Origin of the sequence: Clostridium autoethanogenum DSM 10061, assembly GCF_001484725.1 — a bacterium.
Taxonomy (GTDB): Bacteria; Bacillota; Clostridia; order Clostridiales; family Clostridiaceae; genus Clostridium_B; species Clostridium_B ljungdahlii.
This window is the reverse complement of record NZ_CP012395.1, coordinates 3,088,680-3,112,499: the sequence shown is the minus strand read 5'-3', so window position 1 is coordinate 3,112,499 and position 23,820 is coordinate 3,088,680. Positions and strand designations below refer to the sequence as shown.

The 23,820-nt window shown below is 30.0% G+C and carries 20 protein-coding genes; 2 read left to right on the top strand and 18 right to left on the bottom strand.

What is annotated here, in order from left to right; translation table 11 throughout:
* Positions 1–22: 22 nt before the first annotated feature.
* From CLAU_RS14050 to hcp, 6 genes are all read right to left on the bottom strand, one after another.
* On the bottom strand, positions 23–2,641 hold the full coding sequence (locus CLAU_RS14050; protein ID WP_013237445.1) for an ABC transporter permease: 2,619 nt from the start codon (positions 2,639–2,641) through the stop codon (positions 23–25).
* A gap of 5 nt (positions 2,642–2,646) precedes the next feature.
* Positions 2,647–3,330: an ABC transporter ATP-binding protein gene (locus CLAU_RS14045; RefSeq protein ID WP_013237444.1), complete on the bottom strand. Its 684-nt coding sequence runs from the start codon at positions 3,328–3,330 to the stop codon at positions 2,647–2,649.
* An 82-nt stretch (positions 3,331–3,412) separates the two neighbouring features.
* Positions 3,413–4,147: an ABC transporter permease gene (locus CLAU_RS14040; RefSeq protein ID WP_013237443.1), complete on the bottom strand. Its 735-nt coding sequence runs from the start codon at positions 4,145–4,147 to the stop codon at positions 3,413–3,415.
* Positions 4,147–5,052, bottom strand: a complete 906-nt coding sequence (locus CLAU_RS14035) for an ABC transporter ATP-binding protein (protein ID WP_013237442.1) — start codon at positions 5,050–5,052, stop codon at positions 4,147–4,149. Before CLAU_RS14035 ends, CLAU_RS14040 begins: the two co-directional genes overlap by 1 nt.
* A gap of 117 nt (positions 5,053–5,169) precedes the next feature.
* Complete coding sequence (locus tag CLAU_RS14030; RefSeq protein WP_013237441.1) at positions 5,170–5,847, bottom strand: response regulator transcription factor; 678 nt, start codon at positions 5,845–5,847, stop codon at positions 5,170–5,172.
* Between the two features lie 806 nt (positions 5,848–6,653).
* Complete coding sequence (gene hcp, locus CLAU_RS14025) at positions 6,654–8,219, bottom strand: hydroxylamine reductase (protein WP_013237439.1); 1,566 nt, start codon at positions 8,217–8,219, stop codon at positions 6,654–6,656.
* 107 nt (positions 8,220–8,326) lie between these two features.
* Here hcp and CLAU_RS14020 point away from each other — a divergent pair, with 107 nt between their 5' ends.
* On the top strand, positions 8,327–9,019 hold the full coding sequence (locus CLAU_RS14020) for a Crp/Fnr family transcriptional regulator (RefSeq protein WP_013237438.1): 693 nt from the start codon (positions 8,327–8,329) through the stop codon (positions 9,017–9,019).
* A 73-nt stretch (positions 9,020–9,092) separates the two neighbouring features.
* On the opposite strand, the gene CLAU_RS14015 is transcribed toward CLAU_RS14020, so the two are convergent.
* From CLAU_RS14015 to CLAU_RS13960, 12 genes are all read right to left on the bottom strand, one after another.
* Positions 9,093–10,340, bottom strand: coding sequence for a sensor histidine kinase (locus CLAU_RS14015; RefSeq protein ID WP_013237437.1), 1,248 nt, complete (start codon positions 10,338–10,340; stop codon positions 9,093–9,095).
* Positions 10,341–10,343: 3 nt separating this feature from the next.
* Positions 10,344–11,042 (bottom strand): response regulator transcription factor, encoded by a 699-nt coding sequence (locus CLAU_RS14010; protein ID WP_023162889.1) that lies wholly within the window; start codon positions 11,040–11,042, stop codon positions 10,344–10,346.
* Positions 11,043–11,435: 393 nt separating this feature from the next.
* Entirely contained in the window at positions 11,436–13,982 is a 2,547-nt protein-coding gene (locus CLAU_RS14005; protein ID WP_023162888.1) for an ABC transporter permease, read from the bottom strand.
* Between the two features lie 19 nt (positions 13,983–14,001).
* The gene (locus tag CLAU_RS14000; RefSeq protein ID WP_013237434.1) at positions 14,002–14,682 is read right to left on the bottom strand and encodes an ABC transporter ATP-binding protein; all 681 of its coding nucleotides are present in this window, start codon (positions 14,680–14,682) and stop codon (positions 14,002–14,004) included.
* Between the two features lie 246 nt (positions 14,683–14,928).
* The gene (locus tag CLAU_RS13995) at positions 14,929–15,633 is read right to left on the bottom strand and encodes a hypothetical protein (RefSeq protein ID WP_013237433.1); all 705 of its coding nucleotides are present in this window, start codon (positions 15,631–15,633) and stop codon (positions 14,929–14,931) included.
* An 82-nt stretch (positions 15,634–15,715) separates the two neighbouring features.
* Positions 15,716–15,949: a hypothetical protein gene (locus CLAU_RS21200; protein ID WP_013237432.1), complete on the bottom strand. Its 234-nt coding sequence runs from the start codon at positions 15,947–15,949 to the stop codon at positions 15,716–15,718.
* Positions 15,933–16,148: a hypothetical protein gene (locus CLAU_RS21195; protein WP_013237431.1), complete on the bottom strand. Its 216-nt coding sequence runs from the start codon at positions 16,146–16,148 to the stop codon at positions 15,933–15,935. The genes CLAU_RS21200 and CLAU_RS21195 overlap by 17 nt, the downstream gene beginning before the upstream one ends.
* 41 nt (positions 16,149–16,189) lie before the next feature.
* The gene (locus tag CLAU_RS21190; RefSeq protein WP_023162887.1) at positions 16,190–16,390 is read right to left on the bottom strand and encodes an MCP four helix bundle domain-containing protein; all 201 of its coding nucleotides are present in this window, start codon (positions 16,388–16,390) and stop codon (positions 16,190–16,192) included.
* A 606-nt stretch (positions 16,391–16,996) separates the two neighbouring features.
* Positions 16,997–17,863: a YitT family protein gene (locus CLAU_RS13975; RefSeq protein ID WP_013237430.1), complete on the bottom strand. Its 867-nt coding sequence runs from the start codon at positions 17,861–17,863 to the stop codon at positions 16,997–16,999.
* A 196-nt stretch (positions 17,864–18,059) separates the two neighbouring features.
* Entirely contained in the window at positions 18,060–18,473 is a 414-nt protein-coding gene (locus CLAU_RS13970) for an OsmC family protein (protein WP_013237429.1), read from the bottom strand.
* A 106-nt stretch (positions 18,474–18,579) separates the two neighbouring features.
* Positions 18,580–21,621, bottom strand: a complete 3,042-nt coding sequence (locus CLAU_RS13965) for an efflux RND transporter permease subunit (protein ID WP_023162885.1) — start codon at positions 21,619–21,621, stop codon at positions 18,580–18,582.
* A gap of 19 nt (positions 21,622–21,640) precedes the next feature.
* On the bottom strand, positions 21,641–22,921 hold the full coding sequence (locus CLAU_RS13960; RefSeq protein WP_013237427.1) for an efflux RND transporter periplasmic adaptor subunit: 1,281 nt from the start codon (positions 22,919–22,921) through the stop codon (positions 21,641–21,643).
* A 273-nt stretch (positions 22,922–23,194) separates the two neighbouring features.
* Between CLAU_RS13960 and CLAU_RS13955 the strand changes: the two genes are divergently transcribed.
* Complete coding sequence (locus CLAU_RS13955) at positions 23,195–23,737, top strand: TetR/AcrR family transcriptional regulator (protein WP_013237426.1); 543 nt, start codon at positions 23,195–23,197, stop codon at positions 23,735–23,737.
* Positions 23,738–23,820 lie beyond the last annotated feature (83 nt).

Here is a 23,820-nt window from a genome sequence, read left to right as displayed (position 1 = left end):
TGTGCCTATACAAAAGCTAAAATTATACTACTTCATCTTTCATTGCCTCTATAATATTATTTTGTTTAATTGATTTAGAAGAAATCCAATATGACATAAATATAGACATAAATATTATCATAACATAAACCAAAATTGCCGTACCTGGAAAAACAACTATAAATTCATTCCACGTTATTGATGTTAATCTCAACATATAAAAACAAATGATAAATACAACTGGAATGCCAATAATAATTGGTTTCAATGCAAAAAATAGACCTTCTAATGTCAACATTTTATTTAATCCTTTAGGTGTTACTCCAACTGATCGCAGCATAGAAAATTCTTTCTTATGCAGTCTAATATTATTTGAAACAGTTGAAAATGTATTGAAAATGCCAATTATTCCAATCATTAAAGCAACAGCAAAAACGCTAATTGAAATAGCTTTCTGAACAAGCTCTCCATGATGCTTTTCGTCTACTAAGCTCCATATTGTAAAATCCTGCGATCCTAAGTAGGAATTACAAATTTGTGTTAGCTTTTTCTTTACATTTGGACTTGCCTTATCTCCCACTAATAAATCAATTGACATTATATTAGCTTCAAGCTCACGACTTAATGAAAAATTACCAACTATCTGTTTATAATTTTTCATAGGAATAATTAAAGCTAAACTGTATCTATTAGTTTTTATGTCACTTGGAGAAACTCCTGTAACATCACCTACTTTAATCTTGAATTTATTATTTGTTTGCATGTTATCTTCTACTTTTTCATATAAAAGCATTTTACTTCCAGCTTTTGTATTTAACAAAGGTAATAGTTTCACCTCATTAGAATTATCTGGTTTATAATGTGTGCTATTTAATAGTATACCTGTTGCTATATCTTTTTTATAATATTTTCCCGAATTAGTACCAATTTTTCCACAATACTTCTTAAAGGCTTCATCATTCAATCCTACTAAATTCACTATAATTCTATATCTGCCATTTTGTTTTAATACGTTGTACTTTTTGTAGTCAACTCCAGCAAATCCACCAGCTTTAGCAAAAATTTTTGACTCCTGATTTGATGCTAAATAAGTTGATGTACGTACTTGCCTTCTAATTACACTGTCTTTAACTTCAGGTAGAGATATAATTTTATTAATCATTTTTTCATTTGGCTCATCAATAGTATTTAAATTAAGGGTAATGTCATGGCTAACTATTTTCTCGTTCTTAGAATTCGCCAATTTATATATTGAAATAATATTAATATAGGCTGCTATTAAAATAAAACATATTGAAATAGATAAGGTAGCTGTACGTAAACTCTTCTTATTGGCTGAAGCTTGAGAACTTGCTAGTTCACCTTCTATACCAAATATTTTTTTAATCATTGAATGATTTTTTATTTTTGCCATTTTGATATTCTGACGTATTCCAGAAACAGCTGACACTTTTGCCACTTTTCTTGCTGGAATATATGCAGAGGTTAAAACAGTAATTAATGAGATGATTACTGAAAAAGCAATTACTATGAATGAGAAAGAAACATGTATGTTACTATAACCTTTTTCAACACTAAGAATTCTATTGACTTTAGAAAATACACCATAACTAAAAACATATCCTGCAATTAAACCAATTGGTAATTGAATAAGCCATAGCAAAAATCCTTCATAAAGAACAGAATATTTAATTTGTTTTGGAGTTGCTCCTAAGCTTTTTAGAATACTCAATTCCTTAATTCTGCTATTAGCAGATAGTGAAAATGCATTATAAATAATAAGAATAAACGTGCCCATGACTAGTAAAAATAAAATTATTACTATAGCCATAATTAGAACAAATTGGGTATTTGCGTCACTGTTATTACTAATTCCATATAAATTTAGCAATTGGTTATTATACATAACATTATATTTTCCATATTTATCTTTAGTTACTCCAGAATATTGCGCGATTTGTGGCAATGTTTTATATATTTTATACGGATTATTAAAGAGCATATAAACAGTTAGTTTGTCATTTTGTTTGATATCTGAAATGTTTAAATATCCCATTGCAATATACCCTGGATAAGCTGAACTTCCTGAAATGTCTAATTCACCAACTATTGTATAAGTCTTAGTTCCATTTACCTTAAATGTTTCACCTAACCTTTTATAAGCTTGAGTTTTAAGTACTTTATTGTTTAACATTCTATTTCCTATTGGAAGCGTTAGCTTATCACCAATTTTGTATGCAGGATTATCTGTAAAAAATAATTTTGATACCACTATTTCCCCACTTTTTTTAGGAAGCCTGCCGTGTATAAGCTCATTTTTCAAATTCATATCGTGCCAAAAATTTTCATCTGCATCTCTCATTAAAAAATATGGAAGTTTTGTATCAGAAAGCTTAGCAGTAACCCAAGTTCCTTTAACCATTGTAGTTTTAACAGCTGGATCTTTTTGAACTTTTTTAAGTTTATCTCCAGATATATCCTCTCTTAATTCTCCTTGCCAATAACCTCCATTTTTAATTGTTGATGTTACCTTTGCTCCCCACATAGAGTAAATAAATATACAAAGCGAACATAGCAAAGCCGATGCAATTGTTATAGCCACTAATATAGAGATTGTATGCCTCTTATTCTTTTTTATTTGGTTATAGGTGTATTCATTCATTATTTTCACTGCCCTATCACCTCATCTGAAACTATTTTTCCATCAACAATTTTAATACTTCTATCAGCTAAGGTGGCAATTTCTTCGTCATGTGTAATCATAACAATTGTCTGCTTGTACTCCTTGTTTGAACGTTTTAAAAGATCAATAGTTGTTTTGGTGTTTTTTCTATCAAGATTACCAGTTGGCTCATCTGCCAAAATAATAGACGGCTTACACATTAGTGCTCGTCCTATAGCAACTCTTTGCTGCTGACCACCAGAAAGCTGATTTGGAAAATGATTAAGTCTTTCCGTCAAGCCAAGCATTTCCACAATATTATTAAATTCTTCTTTCTTTGGTTTCACATTATCTAATAACATAGGTAAAAGCATATTTTTCTCCACAGTAAGAGTAGGAATTAAATTATAAGATTGATATATTAATCCTATTTTTCGTCGGCGAAATAAAGCAGACTCTGTTTCGTTCATAGCCGAAATATCTGTTTCATCTATATATATTTTCCCTTTTGTAGGATGATCTACACACCCTAGCATATGGAGAAGTGTAGATTTTCCCGATCCACTTGGTCCAATAATTGAAACAAATTGGCCTTTTTCTACTCTCAAATTCAAGTTATCTAATGCAGTAACCTTTGTATCACCATTTCCATAAATTTTCGAAAGATTTTCTGTTTTTAATATATCCAAAATATTCTCTCCTCTCTTCTTTACCATACATTTTCAAAGAATTTATGATTTATCTAAACATATTTTTGTTCCTTCTTGTCAATCAATCTACATCTCTCTTTGAGAATAATAAACTAGATCCAAAAACTGTAATTATTCCAATTAACAAAAATACAATTGAATAATTCACAACATCCTCTGGTTTTGAATTAAAACTAACTATGGTATTACGCATATTTGTAAGAGAGTATTTTTTAAAAACATCGTTCTTTGTTAGCAAAGTAAGCAGATTTACTATGAAGCTGCTGCTTGCCACTAGCAAAATAGAAACTATAATTGTAACACCTTCATTTTTTAATAAATAAGCCAAAAAAGTACCAATTCCTGATGTACCCCAAAACATGCAAATCATTCCAATATTCATTCGAATAAATGCAGCCGCATCAACTTGTCCTAGTTGAAATAGCATTATAGTTGATAATAAATTTAAAATGCCAAAACCTAATAAAACTATTGTAATAACAGAAGACATAGCTATATACTGTCCAAGAACTAATTTCCATCTGGCTATTCCATGGCAAGTCATTTGTCGTATATTGCCATTGGCATATTCAGCAGTAATCATACAAGCCACAAATATGAGAACGATATAGAAAATAAAATCTACACTATAAGATTCTTGATAACTAGAAATTCCTGTTCCTAACATCTGGGATTTTGTCGCAGTAGACACTGAAACAAAGGCAATAACATTCATTCCTAACAATATAATTGAAACAGCATAAAAAATCCTGCTTCTAAATATTTTATAAAATTCACTAAAAATTACATTCATCATTACTTATCGCCCTCCATCAACTTTACAAAATATCCTTCTATATCATTGCCTTCTAAGCAAATCCTTGATACTAAAATACCATTCTCAACCAATTCTTTATTAATTTGTTCTGGTATATCCAAGCAATCATAAATGCAAATTTTTCCTTCATCAAATACTTTAAAATTTGAGATGTTGATGTTATTTTTTAAAATGTAAGCTGCTTTTTCAGAATTATTCACTACAATGGTAAGACACTTTTTGCAGCGTTCTTCCAATTCTACTGCTTGAAATTCATCAATAAGTACTCCTTTATGTATGACTCCATATTTTGTCGCAAGCTTAGCAAGCTCCCCTAAAATATGAGAGGAAATTAAAATAGTAATTTCATTTTCTATATTTAGTTTTAATAGTAATTCTCTAACTTCTTTGATACCAGAGGGATCTAATCCATTAATAGGCTCATCTAGGATAAGAAAATCAGGATTACCTAATAAGGAAATTGCAATGGATAAACGCTGTTTCATGCCAAGAGAAAAAGCTTTAGTTTTCTTTTTACCTGTATTTTGTAAACCAACCAAACCTAGAACCTCATCCACATTACTATAGTCTGTAATACCAAGCAGTTTATCATAATAAATCAAGTTTTGCTTTGCTGTCATGTCAGGATAAAGTGCTGGCTGTTCAATAACACATCCCATTCTTTTTCTGGCCTTTTCTAAATTGCTACTTTCAAACAGTTGAATATCCCCCTGTTCCTGATAAATGAGTCCACAGGCAATTTTCATAATTGTTGTTTTGCCTGCACCATTTTTCCCTATCAAACCGTAAATATCGCCCTTTTTAATATTAAGATTAACCTTATTTACAGCTATTTGTTTTCCGTATTTTTTAGTTAAATCATTAGTTTGTAATACTAAACTCATATATTTTTACCTCCTTCTTTCGAAAATAAAGTATTATCTAATGCTATATTTAAATAATAAATAAAAGGTATTAAAATAGAATTTAGAATTTATCAAGAAAGTATCAAGTTTTATCAATTAATTATCTTGCATTTTATATCCTATTCCCCAAACTGTTTTTATATATTCTTCTCCATGTTTCAATTTATTACGCAAATTACTAACATGTACTGTTACCACTCTTTCATCCATAATATATTCTTCAGACCAAACACTCTCAAATATATTCTGCTTGGTAAATACTTTCCTGGGGCTACTAATTAATAATTCTAATATACTATATTCTTTTGCAGTAAGTTCAATAGGCTCATCATTAATAGTTACAATATGATTTTCACTATCTAAAATCAGATCTTTAAATCGGAATATGTTGGTTTTATCTATGGTCATACCCTTATTCATTCTTCTTAATACTGCACCTATCCGTACAATTAATTCTTCATTGTTAAACGGCTTTGTTATATAATCATCTGCCCCATCTCGAATCAATTCAAGTTTAGTGTTTAAATCATCTTTTGCCGATACACATATAATAGGAATTTGGAACTGTTCGTTAATCTTCACTAAAATTTCTTCCCCACTTAATCCTGGCAGCATTAAGTCCAATAAAATTAAATCAAAAGACTCCTTTTCTAATAATAAAAGCGCCTCTGTACCAGAAAACGCAGCTACTACTTCATATTCATTTTTTTTCAATAAAGTTTGTACCATTTTATTGATTTTAGGATCATCCTCTACAATTAATATTTTATTCATCCTTCTCTACCCTTCTATAAATAATCTCAATCGATTATACTTTTTAATCTATTTTATATTAATGTAAATAACCTACATAATATTATATCAAAGAATTTTTAAACCCAATAACATAACTTTCAATTTATTAGATATATTTCTTAAAATTGTTTAATTAAGTTATGTGTACAAAATTATTTTGGGAATATAAAAAGGATAATGTATATGGACTGCGTCCTTTTACTTTTTATGAAAATATATTTAAAATTTATTTAAAGACATAGATATAATTTACGGTAAATTTAATCCATAATATTCATTTTTATGTAAATAAATGTGGATTTAAAATTTTAGAATATTTAAATAAAAACCATCCTGAAACACCTACAAAAGAGGATGAGAGTTCACCAGGAGGAGAAAACTTTTTTAGGTTTGAAAAGGTAATGAAAGGATAAACTTAATTCGTTAGTTTATGCTAGGAATTTCCTAGTATAAGTTAGCTTTTACATTGAAAGCCCTATATATGTAAGTTTTCTAACTTAAAAATCTATATATAGCGATTCTAGTTGAAATTTTAAATTATACATAAAATAATACTAATAAAATTGAAATCACACTTAAAAACTTTTTTTATAAGTCTTAGTGAGGTATTTTAGAAAATCTTAGAAGCTTATATATGTCTGAGGTACGAGTTTATATAAATTTCTTTAGATTTTCAAAATACCGAGCTTTAGACTTATAGAAAGTTTTTAGTGTGATGATTTTTATTAGTATATGGCTTGTATAAGTAAACTTTCTACTTAGGAACTCTCTATAGATATTCTATCTTATTTCAATATAGCTTTTAAATCGTCCTCTACTGTTGTAGTAGGCTTTATGCTAAATTTATCAACTAAAACGTTCAACACATTTGATGAGAAAAATGCCGGAATAGAAGGTCCTACATAAATATTTTTGATTCCAAGGGACAATAAGGTAAGCAATATACATACAGCTTTTTGTTCATACCATGACAGTACTAGTGTAAGAGGTAAATCATTTACTCCACATTTAAATACATTTGCAAGTGCTAAAGCAATCTGTATAGCAGAATAAGCATCATTACACTGACCAACATCAATAATACGTGGAATACCTTGAATATCTCCTAAATCCAAATCATTAAAACGATATTTTCCACAGGCAAGAGTTAATATAAGACTATCTTTTGGCGCTTTTTTCACAAATTCAGTATAATAGTTTCTTCCAGGTTTTGCTCCGTCACAGCCTCCTACCAGGAATATGTGCTTGATTCCTCCATTTTTAATTACCTCTACTATTTTATCTGCCACACCAAGCACTGCATCATGGGCAAATCCAGTTGTAAGTACACTTCCACCATTTATACCTGTAAAATTTTTGTCCTCAGTATATCCACCAAGTTCAAGTGCTTTATTTATAATTTCACTAAAATCTTTTTTTCCATTTTCATCTGCCGTAATATGTTTAAGTCCAGGGAATGCTACAACATCTGTAGTAAATATTCTATCTGAATAATTTTCCTTTGGAGGTACAAGACAATTAGTTGTAAACAATATAGGTGCAGGAATATTGTCAAATTCCTTTCTCTGATTCTGCCATGCAGTACCAAAGTTACCCTTTAAGTGTTTATATTTTTTAAGCTCAGGATATCCATGTGCAGGCAGCATTTCTCCATGGGTATATATATTTATTCCTTTTCCCTCTGTCTGTTCAAGGAGCATCTTTAAATCATATAAATCATGACCTGTAATAACTATAAATGGACCTTTTTCAACATTTGTAGTTACTTTTACAGGAGTTGGTTGTCCATACGCAGATGTATTAGCTTCATCTAATAATGCCATACACTTTAAGTTGACACCGCCAAATTCCATTAGAATGTTCAACCACTCTTCTACTGAATGAGTTCCTCCAACTGCTCTCATACCTTTATAGAACCAATCCATAACTTCTTCATCTTTTTTACCAAGTTTATAGGCATGATATGCATATGCTGCCATACCACGAATTCCAAAAAGAAGTGTAGAGCGAAGTGATATAATATCAGCATCTCCATCCCAAAGTACATCAAAATGGAATTTGCTGTCAGATTTAAATTTTTCACTTTGTACTTCTACTGCATTTATAATTTCATCAATCCTTGATCCATCAAAATTTACATTGGTAATAGTTGAAAACAAACCTTCCATCATAACTTCATCTGCAGCCTTATCTCTATTTTTTCCTTCAGAAGCATAGGCAAGTTCTATGAGTTTGCATGTAAGTTTATCCTGTTTATTTGCAACATCAGGCTGCTTTCCACATGCCCCTACTTTTGTACACCCACTTCCACAAGCAGTTTGCTCACATTGAAAACAAAACATATTATCCATATTTACACCCCATAACCTTATTATTTTTTAATTGCTTTTATGAGATGAGTATAATATAATAATGGTAATAAATCGGTATCCTCTGTTACCAAATTAAAGGTGATTAAATGTTTAAAAAATATGTGGATATATTATCAAAAATTAGCTTATTTCAGGATATTACCAAAGAAGATATTACTATCATGTTAAATTGCATTAAACCTAAAATCAGTCAATTCAAGAAAAATGATTTGATTGCTATAAGTGGAGATGAATTTAAAAGCGTTGGAATTGTAATATCCGGGAAAGCTGTTGTAGTAAAGGAAAATGCTGCAGGAAACAGAATGTTTATGACAAATTTAAATCCAGGAGATATGTTTGGTGAAATGGCCGTTTTTTCAGGAAAATCTGTACTTCCAGCTACCGTTGAAGCTCAAGATAAGTGTACAGTTTTATTTTTACCTGGTGAAAAAATTATAGGTGAATGTAAAAACATGTGCTCATGGCACCGCCCTCTCATTCGCAATATGTTTAAAATTATATCTAATAGGGCGCTAGTGCTAAACAAACATGTAGAGTATTTAAATATCAAAAACTTAAGAGGTAAAATAAGTACCTTTTTAATAGAACAATATAAAAAATCAGGAAAAAGTACTTTCAAACTTCCCTTAAAACGAAATGAATTAGCTGAATTTTTAAATGTTTCAAGACCTTCCCTTTCACGGGAAATGTGTCATATGAGAGATGAAGGGCTTATTGATTTTAACAGATCATCTTTTCATATTAAGGATATTGAAGGATTAAAAAATATGTCAGAGTAAAGCTGAAGTGCTAAGAATCCTGTTAATAAGCATCAGGTGGAGTCAAAACTCCATCTGATGCCAAGAACTCTGTTTAATTTGTATTTAAAAAAGTAACAGTAAAAACAGTTCCCTTACCTATCTTACTTTTTACATCAATCATACCACCGTTTCCATCAATTATGGATTTTGAAAGGGCAAGGCCAATTCCAATGGATTCAGTGCTTTTATTCATCTTTCCTTTATAAAATCTTTCAAAAACATGTTTAAGTTCTTCTTTCGGTATTCCTTCTCCATTGTCTTTAACTATGATTCTGGTGCAAACCTGACTTACTTCAGTAAACACATTAACTTCCCCACCAGACTTCGTGTGTTCAATTGCATTCTTAATTACATTTACAATTGCTTCACTTATCCAATTATGATCATACTTTAACATAATTTTATCCCTGCCAGGATAAAACTTGAGTTTAACATTCTTACTTTCTGCTTTTATATCTAAAAATTTTAAAGATTCCATTACAGTTTTATTTATATCTAAACTTATCATTTTAAATTTTATTGCACCTGCATCTAATTTTGCAAGTTGGAGTAAACTTTTTACAAGCCATTCAATTCTATTTAGTTGATTTTTACTATTTTCTAAAAATTCGATTCTCTTATTACCATCTATCTTTCTATTCAAAAGTATATCGTTATATATTATAAGGGATGAAATTGGAGTTTTTATTTGATGTGATATATCCGACAGAGTGTTAACTAAAAAATCTTTTTCATGCTGTATTTGTGAAAAATTATTTTTTAAAATCACCCTCATGTTATCAAAAGCATAGGCAAGCTTTGCAAAAGTACCTTCCGCATTCTCATAAATTCTTATGTCAAAATTATAATCCAACATATTTTTTGCTGCTAATATAAGTCTTTCAAGTTTTTTATATATTCTTATATATAAAATAGCATTTGTTAAAAACACTATTGCAAAAAAACAAACCATAGAAGTAAATAAAAACTTACTTAAATTTCTATAATTATTTTCCAATTGAGGCATCAAACCTATATTCAATTCTGTACTATACCCATAATCTTTCAATATTCTTCTTCCACTTTTTATATCTTCCCCACTGCTATTTTTCGTTATAACAGTTACCACTTGATTTTTCAATTCAGGATGAGTCTTTACTATTTTACCAACAACAGCTGCATTATTATCTACATAACTATCCTTTATTTTTTCATAACTCTTATCAATAGTATAAGAACTTATGAGTATTGACAATAAAGCTAAAATCAATATAATACAGGAACTTTTCCTAAGTTCCGGATTTTCATAATACTCCCTCATGTTTTACTCCTTTTCAACTTCCAAATCCCACTCATATCCAAACCCTCTTTTTGTTTTTATATACTTAGGATTTGAAGAGTCATCCTCTATTTTTTCTCTTATCCTCTTTATGTATACGGAAAGCGTATTTGTATCGAAGTAATCTCCACTTCCATCACTAAGCTTGTCTAGTATTTCTTCTCTATTCATAGCTCTTTTGGGATTAGTCATAAAAAGTAATAACAATTTATATTCCTGCATAGAAAGAGACATATCACATCCATTTCTATAGGCTTCTAATTTAGTTGTATTTAAAACAATTTTTTTGGATTTTAATATATCACTCTTATCCGAATTGTTTTTTTCCGTTCTTCTCAAAATTGCCTTAATTCTAGAAATAAATTCTTTTACTCTAAATGGTTTTGCTATATAATCGTCCGCACCTATATCAAGTCCTAAAACAACGTTTACTTCTTCATCACAAGCAGTTAGAAATATTACTGGAATCTGACTTTTTTTACGTATATATTTACATACATCATATCCACTTCCATCTGGTAACATCACATCTAATATAACAATGTCAAAAGTTTCACTGTCAAAAGTTTTTTTAGCTTCACTAACACAGGAACACCTTTTCACTTCATACCCCTCATCTTGAAGAGTAAAATCAATTCCAAGTGCCAGTGCCTCATCATCTTCTAGAAGTAATATTTTATTCAAATTAGCACCTCCACAATATATCTTTAAAATATATTCTATACACTAACTAAGGTTTTTGTCTAGTTATATACACAAATTGATAAGCACCAGATGAAATATTTTTTTATCTGGTGCTTATCAATAATTATCCGTGTAAATTGTAAATCCGCAGCCAATGGCACTGTATATTTAATTAGAGAAGCAATTTGTTATCTTTACTTTTTATTTGACTTTCTATCTTTTACAACCATAATAATTATAGCAGCGCAAATAAGTCCAGCAACAAACATAAAACCAAACCTCATATAACCACCTTCTACAAGATTAATTTATGGGATTCTCAGTGAAATCTAGCAGCATATGGCATATATCAAACCAATTTTTAATCTAGAAACCCTATATAATATATTACACTTAATCTTCTTGTCTTATGACATCTATTATATTTTCCCTTTTAATTCTAGCTAAAGGTTTTATTACAGATATTAGCCCTATAAATATTGCAGCTAATCCGCTCACAAGTATCAAATTCCATGGAATATTCCACTTAAAATCAATAATTTTTCTCATAGGTGACGATACTGAATAAGATAACAGACTACCTACAATACCGCCATATAATGCACCATATAATCCATATAAAACTCCTTCTTTTAATATCATCTGTCTTATATTTTTATAAGTCATGCCAATTGCACTCAAAGATGCTATTTCTTTTTTTCTTAAAATCAGGTTGGTAGTTATAGTATTTATTATATTAACTGCACCTATTAGAGAAATTACAACTATAAATCCGTACATAAGTATCATAAGCTGCATCGTATTTCCCCTGGCAACTTCAGATTGTTTGGATATATCAACAGCCTTTACTCCTTCTTTATCACATATTGGTTCAATAAAACTATTAAACTTATCCTCATCTTTTTTATCCTTTAAACGTATTTCAGATATTTTTACAGGCATCTTATTTAAATCTCTACCAGTAATATTCTTCATCACATCTTTTGTCATTATAATATGAAAAAGTTTGAGATTATCTGAATAAAATTGATATGGTGCATCATCTACTACTGCTGCTACTTTTACTTTTATCATATTGTCTTTATTAAACTCTTCATTTTCCTTTTTGTTCTTATCAATATAATCTTCTCCCTGTACTGGTCTATACATCATATTCTTATCAATATAAATAGTATCCCCAACTTTTAAATTAGTAATTGAACCACTATAGTATTTTTTATTTACAGTTAACATACTATTCTTTACTATGACAACACCATTTTCTTCAGCCATATTTGAAGTATCTACCTTACCAGATTTAATATAGCTTTTAATGCTTCTAATCTTGTCATCATCATAAATATCAAACAATGTTGTTATAGAACTCATCTTTTTATTTTCAAAGGTCACATCACTATAAACCTTAGGTGCATTTTTGACTAAGTAATCATTTCTCTTTTCATTTGGAATCAACATATTGGAAGAATAAGTTCCATAGGATACATATTGTTTATCTACAAGTTTACTTTGCTTTACTTTGTTTATAATATTTTCTTTAAGGGAGCTTGTTCCCTTTTTATCGACTACACCAATTAATTCAAAATTCATTTTTACATCCTCAGACTGCGAACCTGTAAAAATTGTCATCATATTTATAAAAGATGAAAAGAATATAAAAAGTGCTATACTTATTACCATTGAAAAAACAGTAACTCTGAATTTTTTCTTATTTCTCTTTATATTTTTAAATGCCATTAAACTTTCAATGTTCAAAAATCTTTTTAAAATATTTCCCCTCTTTTTGCTTATCTTTTCCTTTGATATAGATGTCCTACTGCTTATAGCAACTAGAGGTGATACCTTTGATGCAGCTCTTGCTGGAATAAATGCAGATAAATATATTGAGATCACTCCAACTAATGCACTTATAACAAGTACATAGTAGGGAATTACTATTTTTAAATTGTTAAACGCTGTATCTGACATTATACTAAATATCTTGCTCACTACAAACATTGCAAATATTCCAGACAAAAGCCCAAGTGGAATGCCCATTGCACTTATTATTGATGCTTCTCTCAAAACTATTTTTCTAATCTGTGCTGGTGTCGCTCCAACAGCTCTCAAAAGTCCAAATTGCTTCATTCTCTCAATTACACTTATCTGAAAAGAATTATATATTACAGCTATAGTTGCTATTACAATTATACCTATTATTACACCTGCTATACCATACAATTGTTTATTTAAATTATTACTGCCTTCACCTGAATAGTCCAATAAATCTTTATTTAAAATACAGTTGTCTTTAAATTTATTACTTAATTCTGATACGGTATTTGATATTCCTGCCTTTTTGTATATGCTCACATATACTGCAGATTTTTCTATATTAAATATAGTAGAATAAGTCATGCCTAAAGCTGTACCATTGTATTGAGTTTCAGCCTGATTTTGAATAATTCCTGTAATTTTAAATTTTTTTTCTTCTCCTTGATCTGCCTCAAATTTTATAGTATCTCCTATTTTAAGATCACCCTTCATATAACTAAATGCCCAGTTTTCAATTGCTATTTCTCCTTCTTTTTCAGGAAGTCTTCCCTTTACTGCATTATAGCTTTTAGGTAAAAATTCTAAAGCAGATTTATTGTATTTATTAATTTCAATCTTTTTTCCATCTTTTAAATTACTTTCAAACCACTTTTCTTGAATACCTACTTTTTCAATTTTAGGATTAGCTTTTAACTGGCTGTAATCATCTGCAGTAATTTTTTGAATCTTAACATGATAACTTCCATTTTGATTTATAGCACTTTCAACAAAAGAATTTTGCAGACTTTCAATAAATAATCCCACTGCCGTAATCAATGCCACAGAAAGTATTACTCCTAAAATAGTGAGCATTGTCCTCTTTTTGTTGTGTTTTAAATATTTATTTGTTATTTCCTTATAACTATTCATCTTATATCACCTCCCTACTTTAGATTGATTTATCCGATTTTATTTCCCCATCAAATATAGTAATAACCCTATCTGCTTGCTCTGCTACATTTATATCATGAGTTATGATAATTAAAGTTTGATTATATTTTTTTGATGATAACTTTAAAAGTTCTATTACTTCTTTACTATTTTTGCTGTCTAAATTTCCAGTTGGTTCATCTGCAAGTATAAGTGCAGGTTTATTTATAAGAGCCCTCCCAATTGATACCCTCTGCTGCTGACCTCCTGATAGCTCGGATGGAAGGTGAGTTACCCTTTCTTTTAATCCAAGCATACTTATTACTTCATCTAAGTAACCTTTATCTGCTTTCTCCCTATCCAAAAGTGATGGAAGAGATATGTTTTCTTCTACATTTAAAACTGGTATGAGATTAAAAAATTGAAATACAAACCCAATATTTCTTCTCCTAAATATAGCTAATTTTTCTTCATTTAACTTATATATATCTTCATTTTCTATATACACTTTTCCTGATGTTGGCCTGTCAAGTCCTCCCAGCATATGTAGAAGTGTACTTTTTCCAGAACCAGATGCCCCTATTATTGCTACAAATTCACCTCTATTAATAGTAAATGATACATTCTTTAGAGCTTCAACTTTATTTTCTCCCTTGCCATAAGTCTTCGATAAGCTTTCAACTTTTAATATTTCATCCATATTGTTATCCCCCTCTATATCCTAATTTACTTTAAGTGACTAAACAAAAAATTTTTTATTATATTTTCTTAATCTATTATATTTTTTTAAGTAAGCTACAACAATAACTAGATGCTTACAATTAAAACGTGAATCTTACATTTCTGTAAGTATACAATTTTGCAATTTAAACTCATATTATAAAATCTAGATTATTTTTCACATCAAAACAAAACCCCAACTTAAAATTAAGTTGGGGTTTCTATATTATTTTTGAGGTGCAAAATCAACTTGATTTAATGACATTATTGTAATTATATCTCCATCATCTAAATTTACAGTTACTTGTTTCACTCCAGAATTTCCTAAAATTTCATTTACTTTAGGCATCTCATTCTTACTGTAAACTATAAAATTTCCTTCTCCAACTACTGGTGTCACTACATATCTTCCACTACCAATATCTTCTCCTACACTCCACCTTCCACTATAAAGTGACGTTGCCTTATGTTCTGTAATAAATGGAGCTGTAACAGGTTCAAAATGTGTTTTGTTTATACCTTCTAATTGTATTTGTTCATCTTTTACGAGCTTGACCCTTGCTTTAGAAATACCCATATCTCCTACATTTCCTAAAATCTCATTTACAGTTAAATCTGGTTGCTGCGTATTTTGAATTATAAAATTGCCTTGTCCATCTGCTGGAGTGACATCATATAATCCTTCTTCTATATCTTTCCCTACTGTAAATGTACCGGCTCCCAAATCTGTTACTTTTCCCTGAACCTGCCTCTGCTTAATCTCTTGCTTAGCAGCCGATTTATCTGTATCTTTATTAGTTGAAGCCTTCATATTCGAATTACTACTTGTACTATTAGTTGATGTCTTAGATTGATTTTCACATCCTAATACCAAAGCAATACTGCCAACTATAATAAGTACAAGTGTTATAGTTATTACTTTATGTTTCATAAAATAATTTCCTCCCTAACTTATATGGCTTTAAATATATTGTAATAAAATAGTAACATCTTACTCTAAAAAGATACTAATTCTATAACTTAAATTTACTTATTTCTTCTTTTAATTTTCCCATGCTCTCACTTGACATTGCTATTTGTTCAACTATACTGTTAGTTTTAGAATTAACATCATCTATCTTTTTAGCAACATTTGTTGTACCTTCAGCTCCCTGTGATGAAGCTTCAGCTAGCTGATCTATAGTTCTTACCATATCATTTACTGATGTTGAAAGGTGCTTTGAAGTACTACTAAAATTTCTTTGCAATATCCTCTATAGCTTTTCCAGGCTCCTCTGATGTAGCAGCCATTTTCTCTGAAGAAGCTGCTGTCTTCTGCATTCCCGCTGCAATTTCTTCCGTTGTTGCAGATACATCTTGTATATTATTTGACAATTCATTAACATTATTATTTATATCCTCATTTATCAAAATAACTTTTTCAATTGCTTCATTAACTCCCTTCATTATTTCTTTTATATTGAATATAAATTTATTTAAGCTTACAGCTAATTCACCAATTTCATCTTTGTTTTCATAGCATCATCCTTCTTCAATTCTCTACTTAACTGTATAACTTGTTTATGCATATCAATATACTTATTCCACTCACTCTTAACATCCTGAATTAAATTTTTGTCTTGAGTATTATAGAGATACTTTTCACATGATTTAATTTCACTTTTTATCTGAGTAATTTTGCTTTGCATTTCTTATTCCTTTTCATTCATTGTATTAGAATCCGTAGCAATTATATGTTCATACTCTAAAACCCTAAAATCAGAAGTCATATCGCTAATATTTTGTGAATGCTGCATTGAAGGCATCCATGTTTCATCTATAAATATTATTTCCTTCTAAGTTTAAATTGTTTACATATTTTAAATTAATTTACATCAATTTAGTTATACCCCCCATTAACTAAATTACATTTGAGTTATATATCGTGCCCAAATTTAATTCCTTTACATAATAAAAGTAATTGACAAAGCTTACTCTTTTAATCCAAAAAAGTCCATTACAGTTTTACAAATACTAAAAAAGGACTTCTATAACATAACTATTATAAAAATCCCTTCTCTTATTTTTATCCGATGACTACCTGATCTAATACTCCCACGCGCACAGCGAAAGCGACTATCACCAAATCAAAGATTTGGAATATCTGCTTTTTTCCAAGTGGGAGTAAAGATCAGCTATGTCCCTGGATAACGATTTTTCCTAAAGGATAACGCCTTCTAAGTGCTGAAGCACTAAGAATCCTGTTAATAAGCATCAGGTGGAGTCAAAACTCCATCTGATGCCAAGAACTCTGTTTATATAGCTCTTTTAAATCCTTTTCCCATTATTTCAGAAGCATCAGATATACTTATAAAAGCTTTTTTATCACAAGAAGTAACAATCTTTTTTAATTCAGGTAACTGAGATAAAGGAATTATACAAAAGAGTATCTTTTTTTGTTTTTCCGTATAGGCACCTTCTCCATAGAGCATTGTTACTCCACGGTTAAGGTCTTCAAGTATATGTTTAGTAACATCTCTTTCTTTATCAGTAATAATGATTACCGATTTAGATTTATATAACCCTTGTACTACTTTATCGAGTACAGCAGATGTTAAATACATAGCTATTAACGTATAAAGAGCATTAGGTATTCCAAATATAAAAGCACTAATAGAAACTATAATAAGATTTATATAAAAAGATATTTTTCCTATATCAAAATTAGAATGCTTTTTTCTAATGAGCATAGCTATTATATCCAAACCACCTGTAGACCCATGATATGAAAAAACAATGCCAAATCCTATTCCATTTAAAACTCCACCATAAATACAATAAAGTAAATTATCATTAATATGTAATATATTTGATATAGGTTGTGTAAGAATTAATCCTATTGAAAATGTTAACATGCCTATCAATGAATAGATAGTAAATCGTTTATTTAATTTTATTATGCTTAAAATAAATAAAGGAATATTTAATATAAGTACAACATATCCTGCTTGTATTTTAAATAAATACTGTATTATTAAAGCTATTCCAGTAACACCACCGCTTAATAAATGAGCATGAGTTAAAAACATGTTGACACTAATACATCCCAAAAAACTTCCCAAAATAATAAGCACTACATTTATAATGTCATCTTTTTTTATAAATTTCATAATAAATTTCATATTTTTATAACGACCCCCTTCCTAATTAGTATATTTATTATAATAGTTTTTTCTCACAGGTTCAATATTACAGATTTTTTACTCATACTAATACACACTTATATATTTTTTAAAAGTATAAGTGTGTACCCAAAATAATTCTATTCTCAAAATAATATATAAAGATTAATATAACCTATTATTTACTAATAAAATATCACTTTTTTCTTTTTATTTGTCCTTCGACAATGTTAGGCTGGGATAAGATGGCTGCAATACTACAATTTTTATCAACAAAATCGTTCATCTTTTTAATTTCTTTGTCATCTGCATCTGTTTTAACTAAGATATCTACTTTGATATTTAAACCTATTCCATTTTTAATTTCATCAAAATCACCAGTGATTTGAGCCTCACATTCTTCTAAAGTAATTCTCCTTTTCTGAGCATAACTACTTATCACCATTAATTTGCATCCAGCTAAAGCCACTAATAGCATTTGACCTGGTATGGCACCTTCATCCTTTCCGCCATTCTCAATTGAATGGTCCATAATGTATTCATGATTTCCTACTTTAGCACATACTTTAAATGTTCCATCCAATTTTGCATTACATTTAAGTGTTAACATTACAAACTCACTCCCTCAATAATTTATCATTCTAAGTTACTCTTTATTTGCATTTTAATGTGTTTGTATATAATATGTAACTTTCTATTGTAATGTAAATAAATCTTTATAATTTTTTTACTCTACCTTCAAGTTTATTATTTACTAAAGAATAAATTACTGGAACGACAATAAATGTTAAGAAAGTAGCTGTTAAAAGACCAAACATCATAGCAACCGACATAGGACCAAACAGTGCACTTCTTGAAAATGCTAGTGGTATAAGTGCTGTAATAGTTGCTACAGAACTCAATATTATAGGTCTGAATCTTTGACTTACAGCATACATACAAGCATCCTCCACAGAAAGCCCATCTTCTCTTCCATTATTTATATATTCAATAAGAAGTATGGCATTTCTTATAACAACTCCAATTAAACTTATTACACCCATAAAAGCCGTAAGTGACAGGTCCATCCCAAATGCGTGAAGTCCTATTGACACTCCTATAAGAGACAGCGGCAGTGCACACATTATTACAAGAGGTTGTACAAATGATTTAAACTGAACAAATAAAAGTATATATACTATTGCTAAAATAAGTACACCTGCTATGCCAAGGCTTGTAAAGTACTTACTTACTTGAGCCTTTTCTCCATCATATATAACTTTTACTGGGTCTAAATTCATTCCATCTATTTTTTGCTTTAATGCATTTTCTATATCAACTGAATTATATCCACTTTTAACATCACTATAAACAGTTATAGTTCTGTCTTCTTTATAATGTTTTATCTCATCCAACTCTGAGTTAAGCTTAATAGATGCTACCTCATATAAAGGCACCTTGTTCTTGGTAATACTTGATTCAATATATAAATTTTTAAGGTCTCCTACAGATGAAATATTTGTTTTAACCATGATATCATATTCACTACCATTTTTCCTATAAACAGAAGCTGTATAACCTTTAAGTGCAATATTTATCTGCTGCAGAATATCCGATTTCAATAACCCAAGTTGTGATGCTCTATCTTCATCTATATTTATTTCATATTGATAACTTTTTTTAGCTGCATCATCTCTTATATTCATAGTTCCAGGTATATTTTTTAATTGCTGCTGTATTTTTTCGGAAGCATTCTCAATCTGATCTAAATCATCTCCAGTAATTCTCAAGCGCACTGGTGCCCCTATAGGTACTGCTTCTTCAAGTTGTTTTACTGTAGCTGTACCTCCTGAAATTTTACTATCCAGTTCTTCTTGAATATGTTCAACCAATTCCTGTCTTGTCTTAAACTTTTTAGTCTTATCCAAATCTACTTTTACCATAATTTGAGCTACATCATTAGAAGGATTAACTGTAGGCAGTGTTACATAAAATGGAGGCATGCCACCACCTATAGCTGAAGTATAAGCTGTAACCTCTTTTTGCTGTTTTAATACGCCTTCTATATTTTTTACAAGCTTGCTAGTACTTTTTATATCGTCAAATTTCTCATTTGCAACATCTATGTATACTTCATTCTTATCTACATATGGAAAAAGCTGCATTCCCAATGTATTAATTAAAATTAATGCTACTGCAAAAACAGCTAGTGCTGCCCCAATGATAGTCTTCTTGTGCTTAAGTCCATATTTTAAAAGATTCTCAAACATCCTACGAATTGGATTTTCCCGTTTGCTCTCCTTGCTCTTTCTAAAAAACAAGGAAGACATAGCTGGTGTTACAAACAATGCCGATAAATAAGAGCAAATTACACATATTATAACAACCTGCGGCAGGCTTTTTAAAAACTCACCTACTTCTCCTGATATTGATAATAGAGGTAAAAAAGCTCCCACAATAATTAGAGTAGATGTAAATACTGGAACAAACAGCTTCTTTATGCCATTAAATGCTGCTTCATCCCTTGTCATGCCTTCATCTATTCCAACCTGTATGACATCTCCTATTACTATGGCATCATCAACAAGTATTCCAAGGGCTATAATAAGTGCCGTAGTTGACATCTGCTCAACTTTAATTCCAAGTGCATACATAATGATAAATGTCATACATATTGATATAGGTATAACTGCAGATACTACCATTGAATTTCTAAAGCCCATACCTATAAGAACAGTTACAATTACAAGTATTATTCCATCTCTTAGATTTTTCATAAAGAAAGAGACAGAATCGCTTACATCTTTAGGCTGAAAAGTAATCTCATCTATAGTTAAATCCTTTGGCATCTGCTTTTTTATCGTATCTAATTTTTTTGTTATATCTTTTCCTATTGGAACTATATTTTTATTTTTTTGAAAATATCCCGCAAGTAATACTGCATTTTGACCATTGTCAGTAAATTTATAATTTGAGTCATCATCATAATCCATATATACTTTAGCTATATCCTTGATCCTTACGGTTTCACCAGTACTGCTTGAAACTCCTACAACAGTATTTTCTATATCATGCAGTGAACTAAACATACCGGGTGTATTTACTTTTATTTTACCTGTAACTAAATTTAAAGACCCAGATGGTATGTCTATATTTTGTGCACTTAGTACAGAACATACATCTGCTACAGATACTTGATACTTATTTATTTTATTCCAATCTATCTGCACCTTTACTTGTCTAGCTTGCTTACCTTTTACATCTATTCTTGAAATACCACTAGTATCACGAAGCTGCTTCTTTATATCATCAGCATAACTTCCTAATTGTTGATAAGAATAATTATTGCCTGATATACTTATTATGATACCAGCCGTTTCTGCAAGATTAGTATTAATTTCACTATCATTACATCCATTTGGAAGATCAGACTTTAAATCCTTTACCTTGTCTCTTAAATCTCTCCAGGCTTTATCTTGATCAGCATCATTGTTTAAATATATAATAACTATTGATGCATTGCTTTCTGAATAAGATTCTACATAATCACATCCATCAACTTCTTCAACTTTCTGTTCAACTTTTTTTGTAACTAACTTTTCTATATCACTAGATGAGGCACCTGGATAAACCGTAGTAATCATAGCTGCTGGAGATGCAACATCCGGGGTTTCCTGTTTTGAAATACCACTATAACAGTAAAAGCCACCAATTATAACTATAGCCACCAGGAATAATACAATCTTTTTATTTTTTATAGCTGACTTAATTAATCCCATATTATATTCTCCTCTTCTTTTATTTAACCGTAACTTTATATCCTGATTTTAGGCTTTTCATGCCTTCAACTACGAGCTCATCTCCATTTTTTAAACCATCCACTGAAACTTTATCTTCATCAGTATCACCTAAAGTTACATTTTTCTTAACAGCATGTCCATTTTCAATCACATAAACATAATCTTCACCATCATTTAAGACAGAACTAATTGGTATAGATATTGCATTTTTATCCCCCATATCTATATAAACTGCTGCTGTTTCTCCTATATAATATTTATTATTATCTATTGGTTTCGAGAGTTTAATTTCTGCACTATATGTTCCAGACTTACTATCAGCCATTTGAACTATATTTATGACTTGCCCTTCTGCACTGTCATCCCCTATCTTGACCTTTGCATTTGTACCAACTTTTACTTTCTTTACATCATCATCTGAAAGTCCAACTGTAATGACTTCATTTTCACTTCTAAACAAAACTACTAGGTCTCCTGCCTGCTGCATTTCTCCTTCTTTACCCAGTACATCTACCACATATCCATTTTCGTCTGCTGCCATAGAGGCATCTTGAATTAAACTTTCCTTTGAATCGTAATTTGCTTTTGCTTCATTTAATTGCGCTAACAGTGACTTTTTATCTTCATCTCTGGAACCATTTTGTATTTGTTCAAGACTCTGCTCTGCACTATTTAATGCATTTTGAGAATTGTCTAATTGTAACTTGACATCATCCAATTCTTGTTTCGAAATTGCCCCTGCATCACTTAGTTTACAGTACTTATCATACAAATCTTTATAATAATTATTACTGTCTTGTGCATTTTTAACTGCTATCTGTGCTTTACTTACATCTTCCTGCTGTGCACCGTTTACCGCCTTATTATACTGTGCAGAAGCAGCATCAACTTGAGATTTAGCAGCTTGTGCTGCAAAATTAAGATCACTTTTATCAAGATCCACCAGCTTATCACCTTTTTTTACATGCTGGCCTTTAGATACATATATTTTTAAAATTTTAGCTGAACTTTTAAAAGATAACTTTCTAACTTCACTACCTCCAGTTAGCCCCTGATATTGCAGTGACATAGGATAACTACCACTCTTAATTTCTAAAGTTTTTACTGGATAACTCCTCGTATACGTTTTTTCCTCATCAGATTTTCCGCTAATTATAAAATATGTGCTTAATGCTGCTATAGTCACAACAACCAAGCAAATGCAAACTATTTTCTTTTTTTTACTTAATTTTTTTATCGCTGAACGAACATACTTAAATTTATATATAAATTTCCTCATGTTATACCTCCTTTAGCTTAAACATTGTTCACAATTCAAAATTTCGGTAGATTTTTAGATTTTTTTCGACAATAGAAAATCATACTTAATTGTGAATTGACTACTGGCACAAACAATATCAACAATAAGACGCTTGTACTTTTATAAGCATGCGTTTATTATAAAATGTGTGTTGTATAACTTCAATCATTAATCTATTGCGATTTTGTTGGTTATTCAACATATAATAGACATGTGTTGAATAATTATTAAAATTTTTTGTGGAGGATTTTTATGGAGGAAAAGAAACTTGATAGACGTGTGAGAAAAACTAAAAAGGCTCTACTTCAAGCCTTGACAAAACTTATGTCTAAAAAGAAAGTTAATAGTATTACAGTAAAGGAACTTACGGACTTAGCAGATGTTAATAGATCAACTTTTTACCTTTATTATAAAGACATATTTGATATGGTAGATATGATAGAAACTGAATTGGTTAATGATTTTAGTGAAACTTATGACAAATTTTCAAAGGAAGCTACCACCTACGAAGACTTACTGTCTTTTTTTATATATCTATTCGAGTTTGTAAAAGCTAATGCTGAAATGTTTAAAATATTTTTAGGATATGATGGGAACTACGCTTTTATAGAAAAGTTTAAAGATGCTATAAAGCACTGCCAGATTCCTCTAGACGATACATCCTCGGAAGCAGAAGCTCACTATGTTATGCCTTTCGCTATATCAGGCTGTATTGGAGTAATACAACAGTGGTTGAAAGATGACATGATTGTTTCTTCTGAAGATATGGCTGCCATTCTTGTTAAAATGCTTTAAATTAGAGAATAGAAAATAGTAATATAAGATAATTAACTTCTTTTTTGCATAAAAAGCATTTTGGATTAATTTATTTTTAACAT

Coding starts and splice junctions, on each gene's coding strand:
- CLAU_RS13960 (WP_013237427.1), bottom strand. CDS start 22,921: ATGAGGAAATTTATATATAAATTTAAGTATGTTCGTTCAGCGATAAAA.
- CLAU_RS13995 (WP_013237433.1), bottom strand. CDS start 15,633: ATGAAACATAAAGTAATAACTATAACACTTGTACTTATTATAGTTGGC.
- CLAU_RS14050 (WP_013237445.1), bottom strand. CDS start 2,641: ATGAATGAATACACCTATAACCAAATAAAAAAGAATAAGAGGCATACA.
- CLAU_RS21195 (WP_013237431.1), bottom strand. CDS start 16,148: ATGAAGGGAGTTAATGAAGCAATTGAAAAAGTTATTTTGATAAATGAG.
- CLAU_RS13955 (WP_013237426.1), top strand. CDS start 23,195: ATGGAGGAAAAGAAACTTGATAGACGTGTGAGAAAAACTAAAAAGGCT.
- CLAU_RS14000 (WP_013237434.1), bottom strand. CDS start 14,682: ATGGATGAAATATTAAAAGTTGAAAGCTTATCGAAGACTTATGGCAAG.
- hcp (WP_013237439.1), bottom strand. CDS start 8,219: ATGGATAATATGTTTTGTTTTCAATGTGAGCAAACTGCTTGTGGAAGT.
- CLAU_RS14040 (WP_013237443.1), bottom strand. CDS start 4,147: ATGATGAATGTAATTTTTAGTGAATTTTATAAAATATTTAGAAGCAGG.
- CLAU_RS14020 (WP_013237438.1), top strand. CDS start 8,327: ATGTTTAAAAAATATGTGGATATATTATCAAAAATTAGCTTATTTCAG.
- CLAU_RS14015 (WP_013237437.1), bottom strand. CDS start 10,340: ATGAGGGAGTATTATGAAAATCCGGAACTTAGGAAAAGTTCCTGTATT.
- CLAU_RS14035 (WP_013237442.1), bottom strand. CDS start 5,052: ATGAGTTTAGTATTACAAACTAATGATTTAACTAAAAAATACGGAAAA.
- CLAU_RS21190 (WP_023162887.1), bottom strand. CDS start 16,390: ATGCAAAGCAAAATTACTCAGATAAAAAGTGAAATTAAATCATGTGAA.
- CLAU_RS13975 (WP_013237430.1), bottom strand. CDS start 17,863: ATGAAATTTATTATGAAATTTATAAAAAAAGATGACATTATAAATGTA.
- CLAU_RS14030 (WP_013237441.1), bottom strand. CDS start 5,847: ATGAATAAAATATTAATTGTAGAGGATGATCCTAAAATCAATAAAATG.
- CLAU_RS14005 (WP_023162888.1), bottom strand. CDS start 13,982: ATGAATAGTTATAAGGAAATAACAAATAAATATTTAAAACACAACAAA.
- CLAU_RS13965 (WP_023162885.1), bottom strand. CDS start 21,621: ATGGGATTAATTAAGTCAGCTATAAAAAATAAAAAGATTGTATTATTC.
- CLAU_RS13970 (WP_013237429.1), bottom strand. CDS start 18,473: ATGTTAACACTTAAATGTAATGCAAAATTGGATGGAACATTTAAAGTA.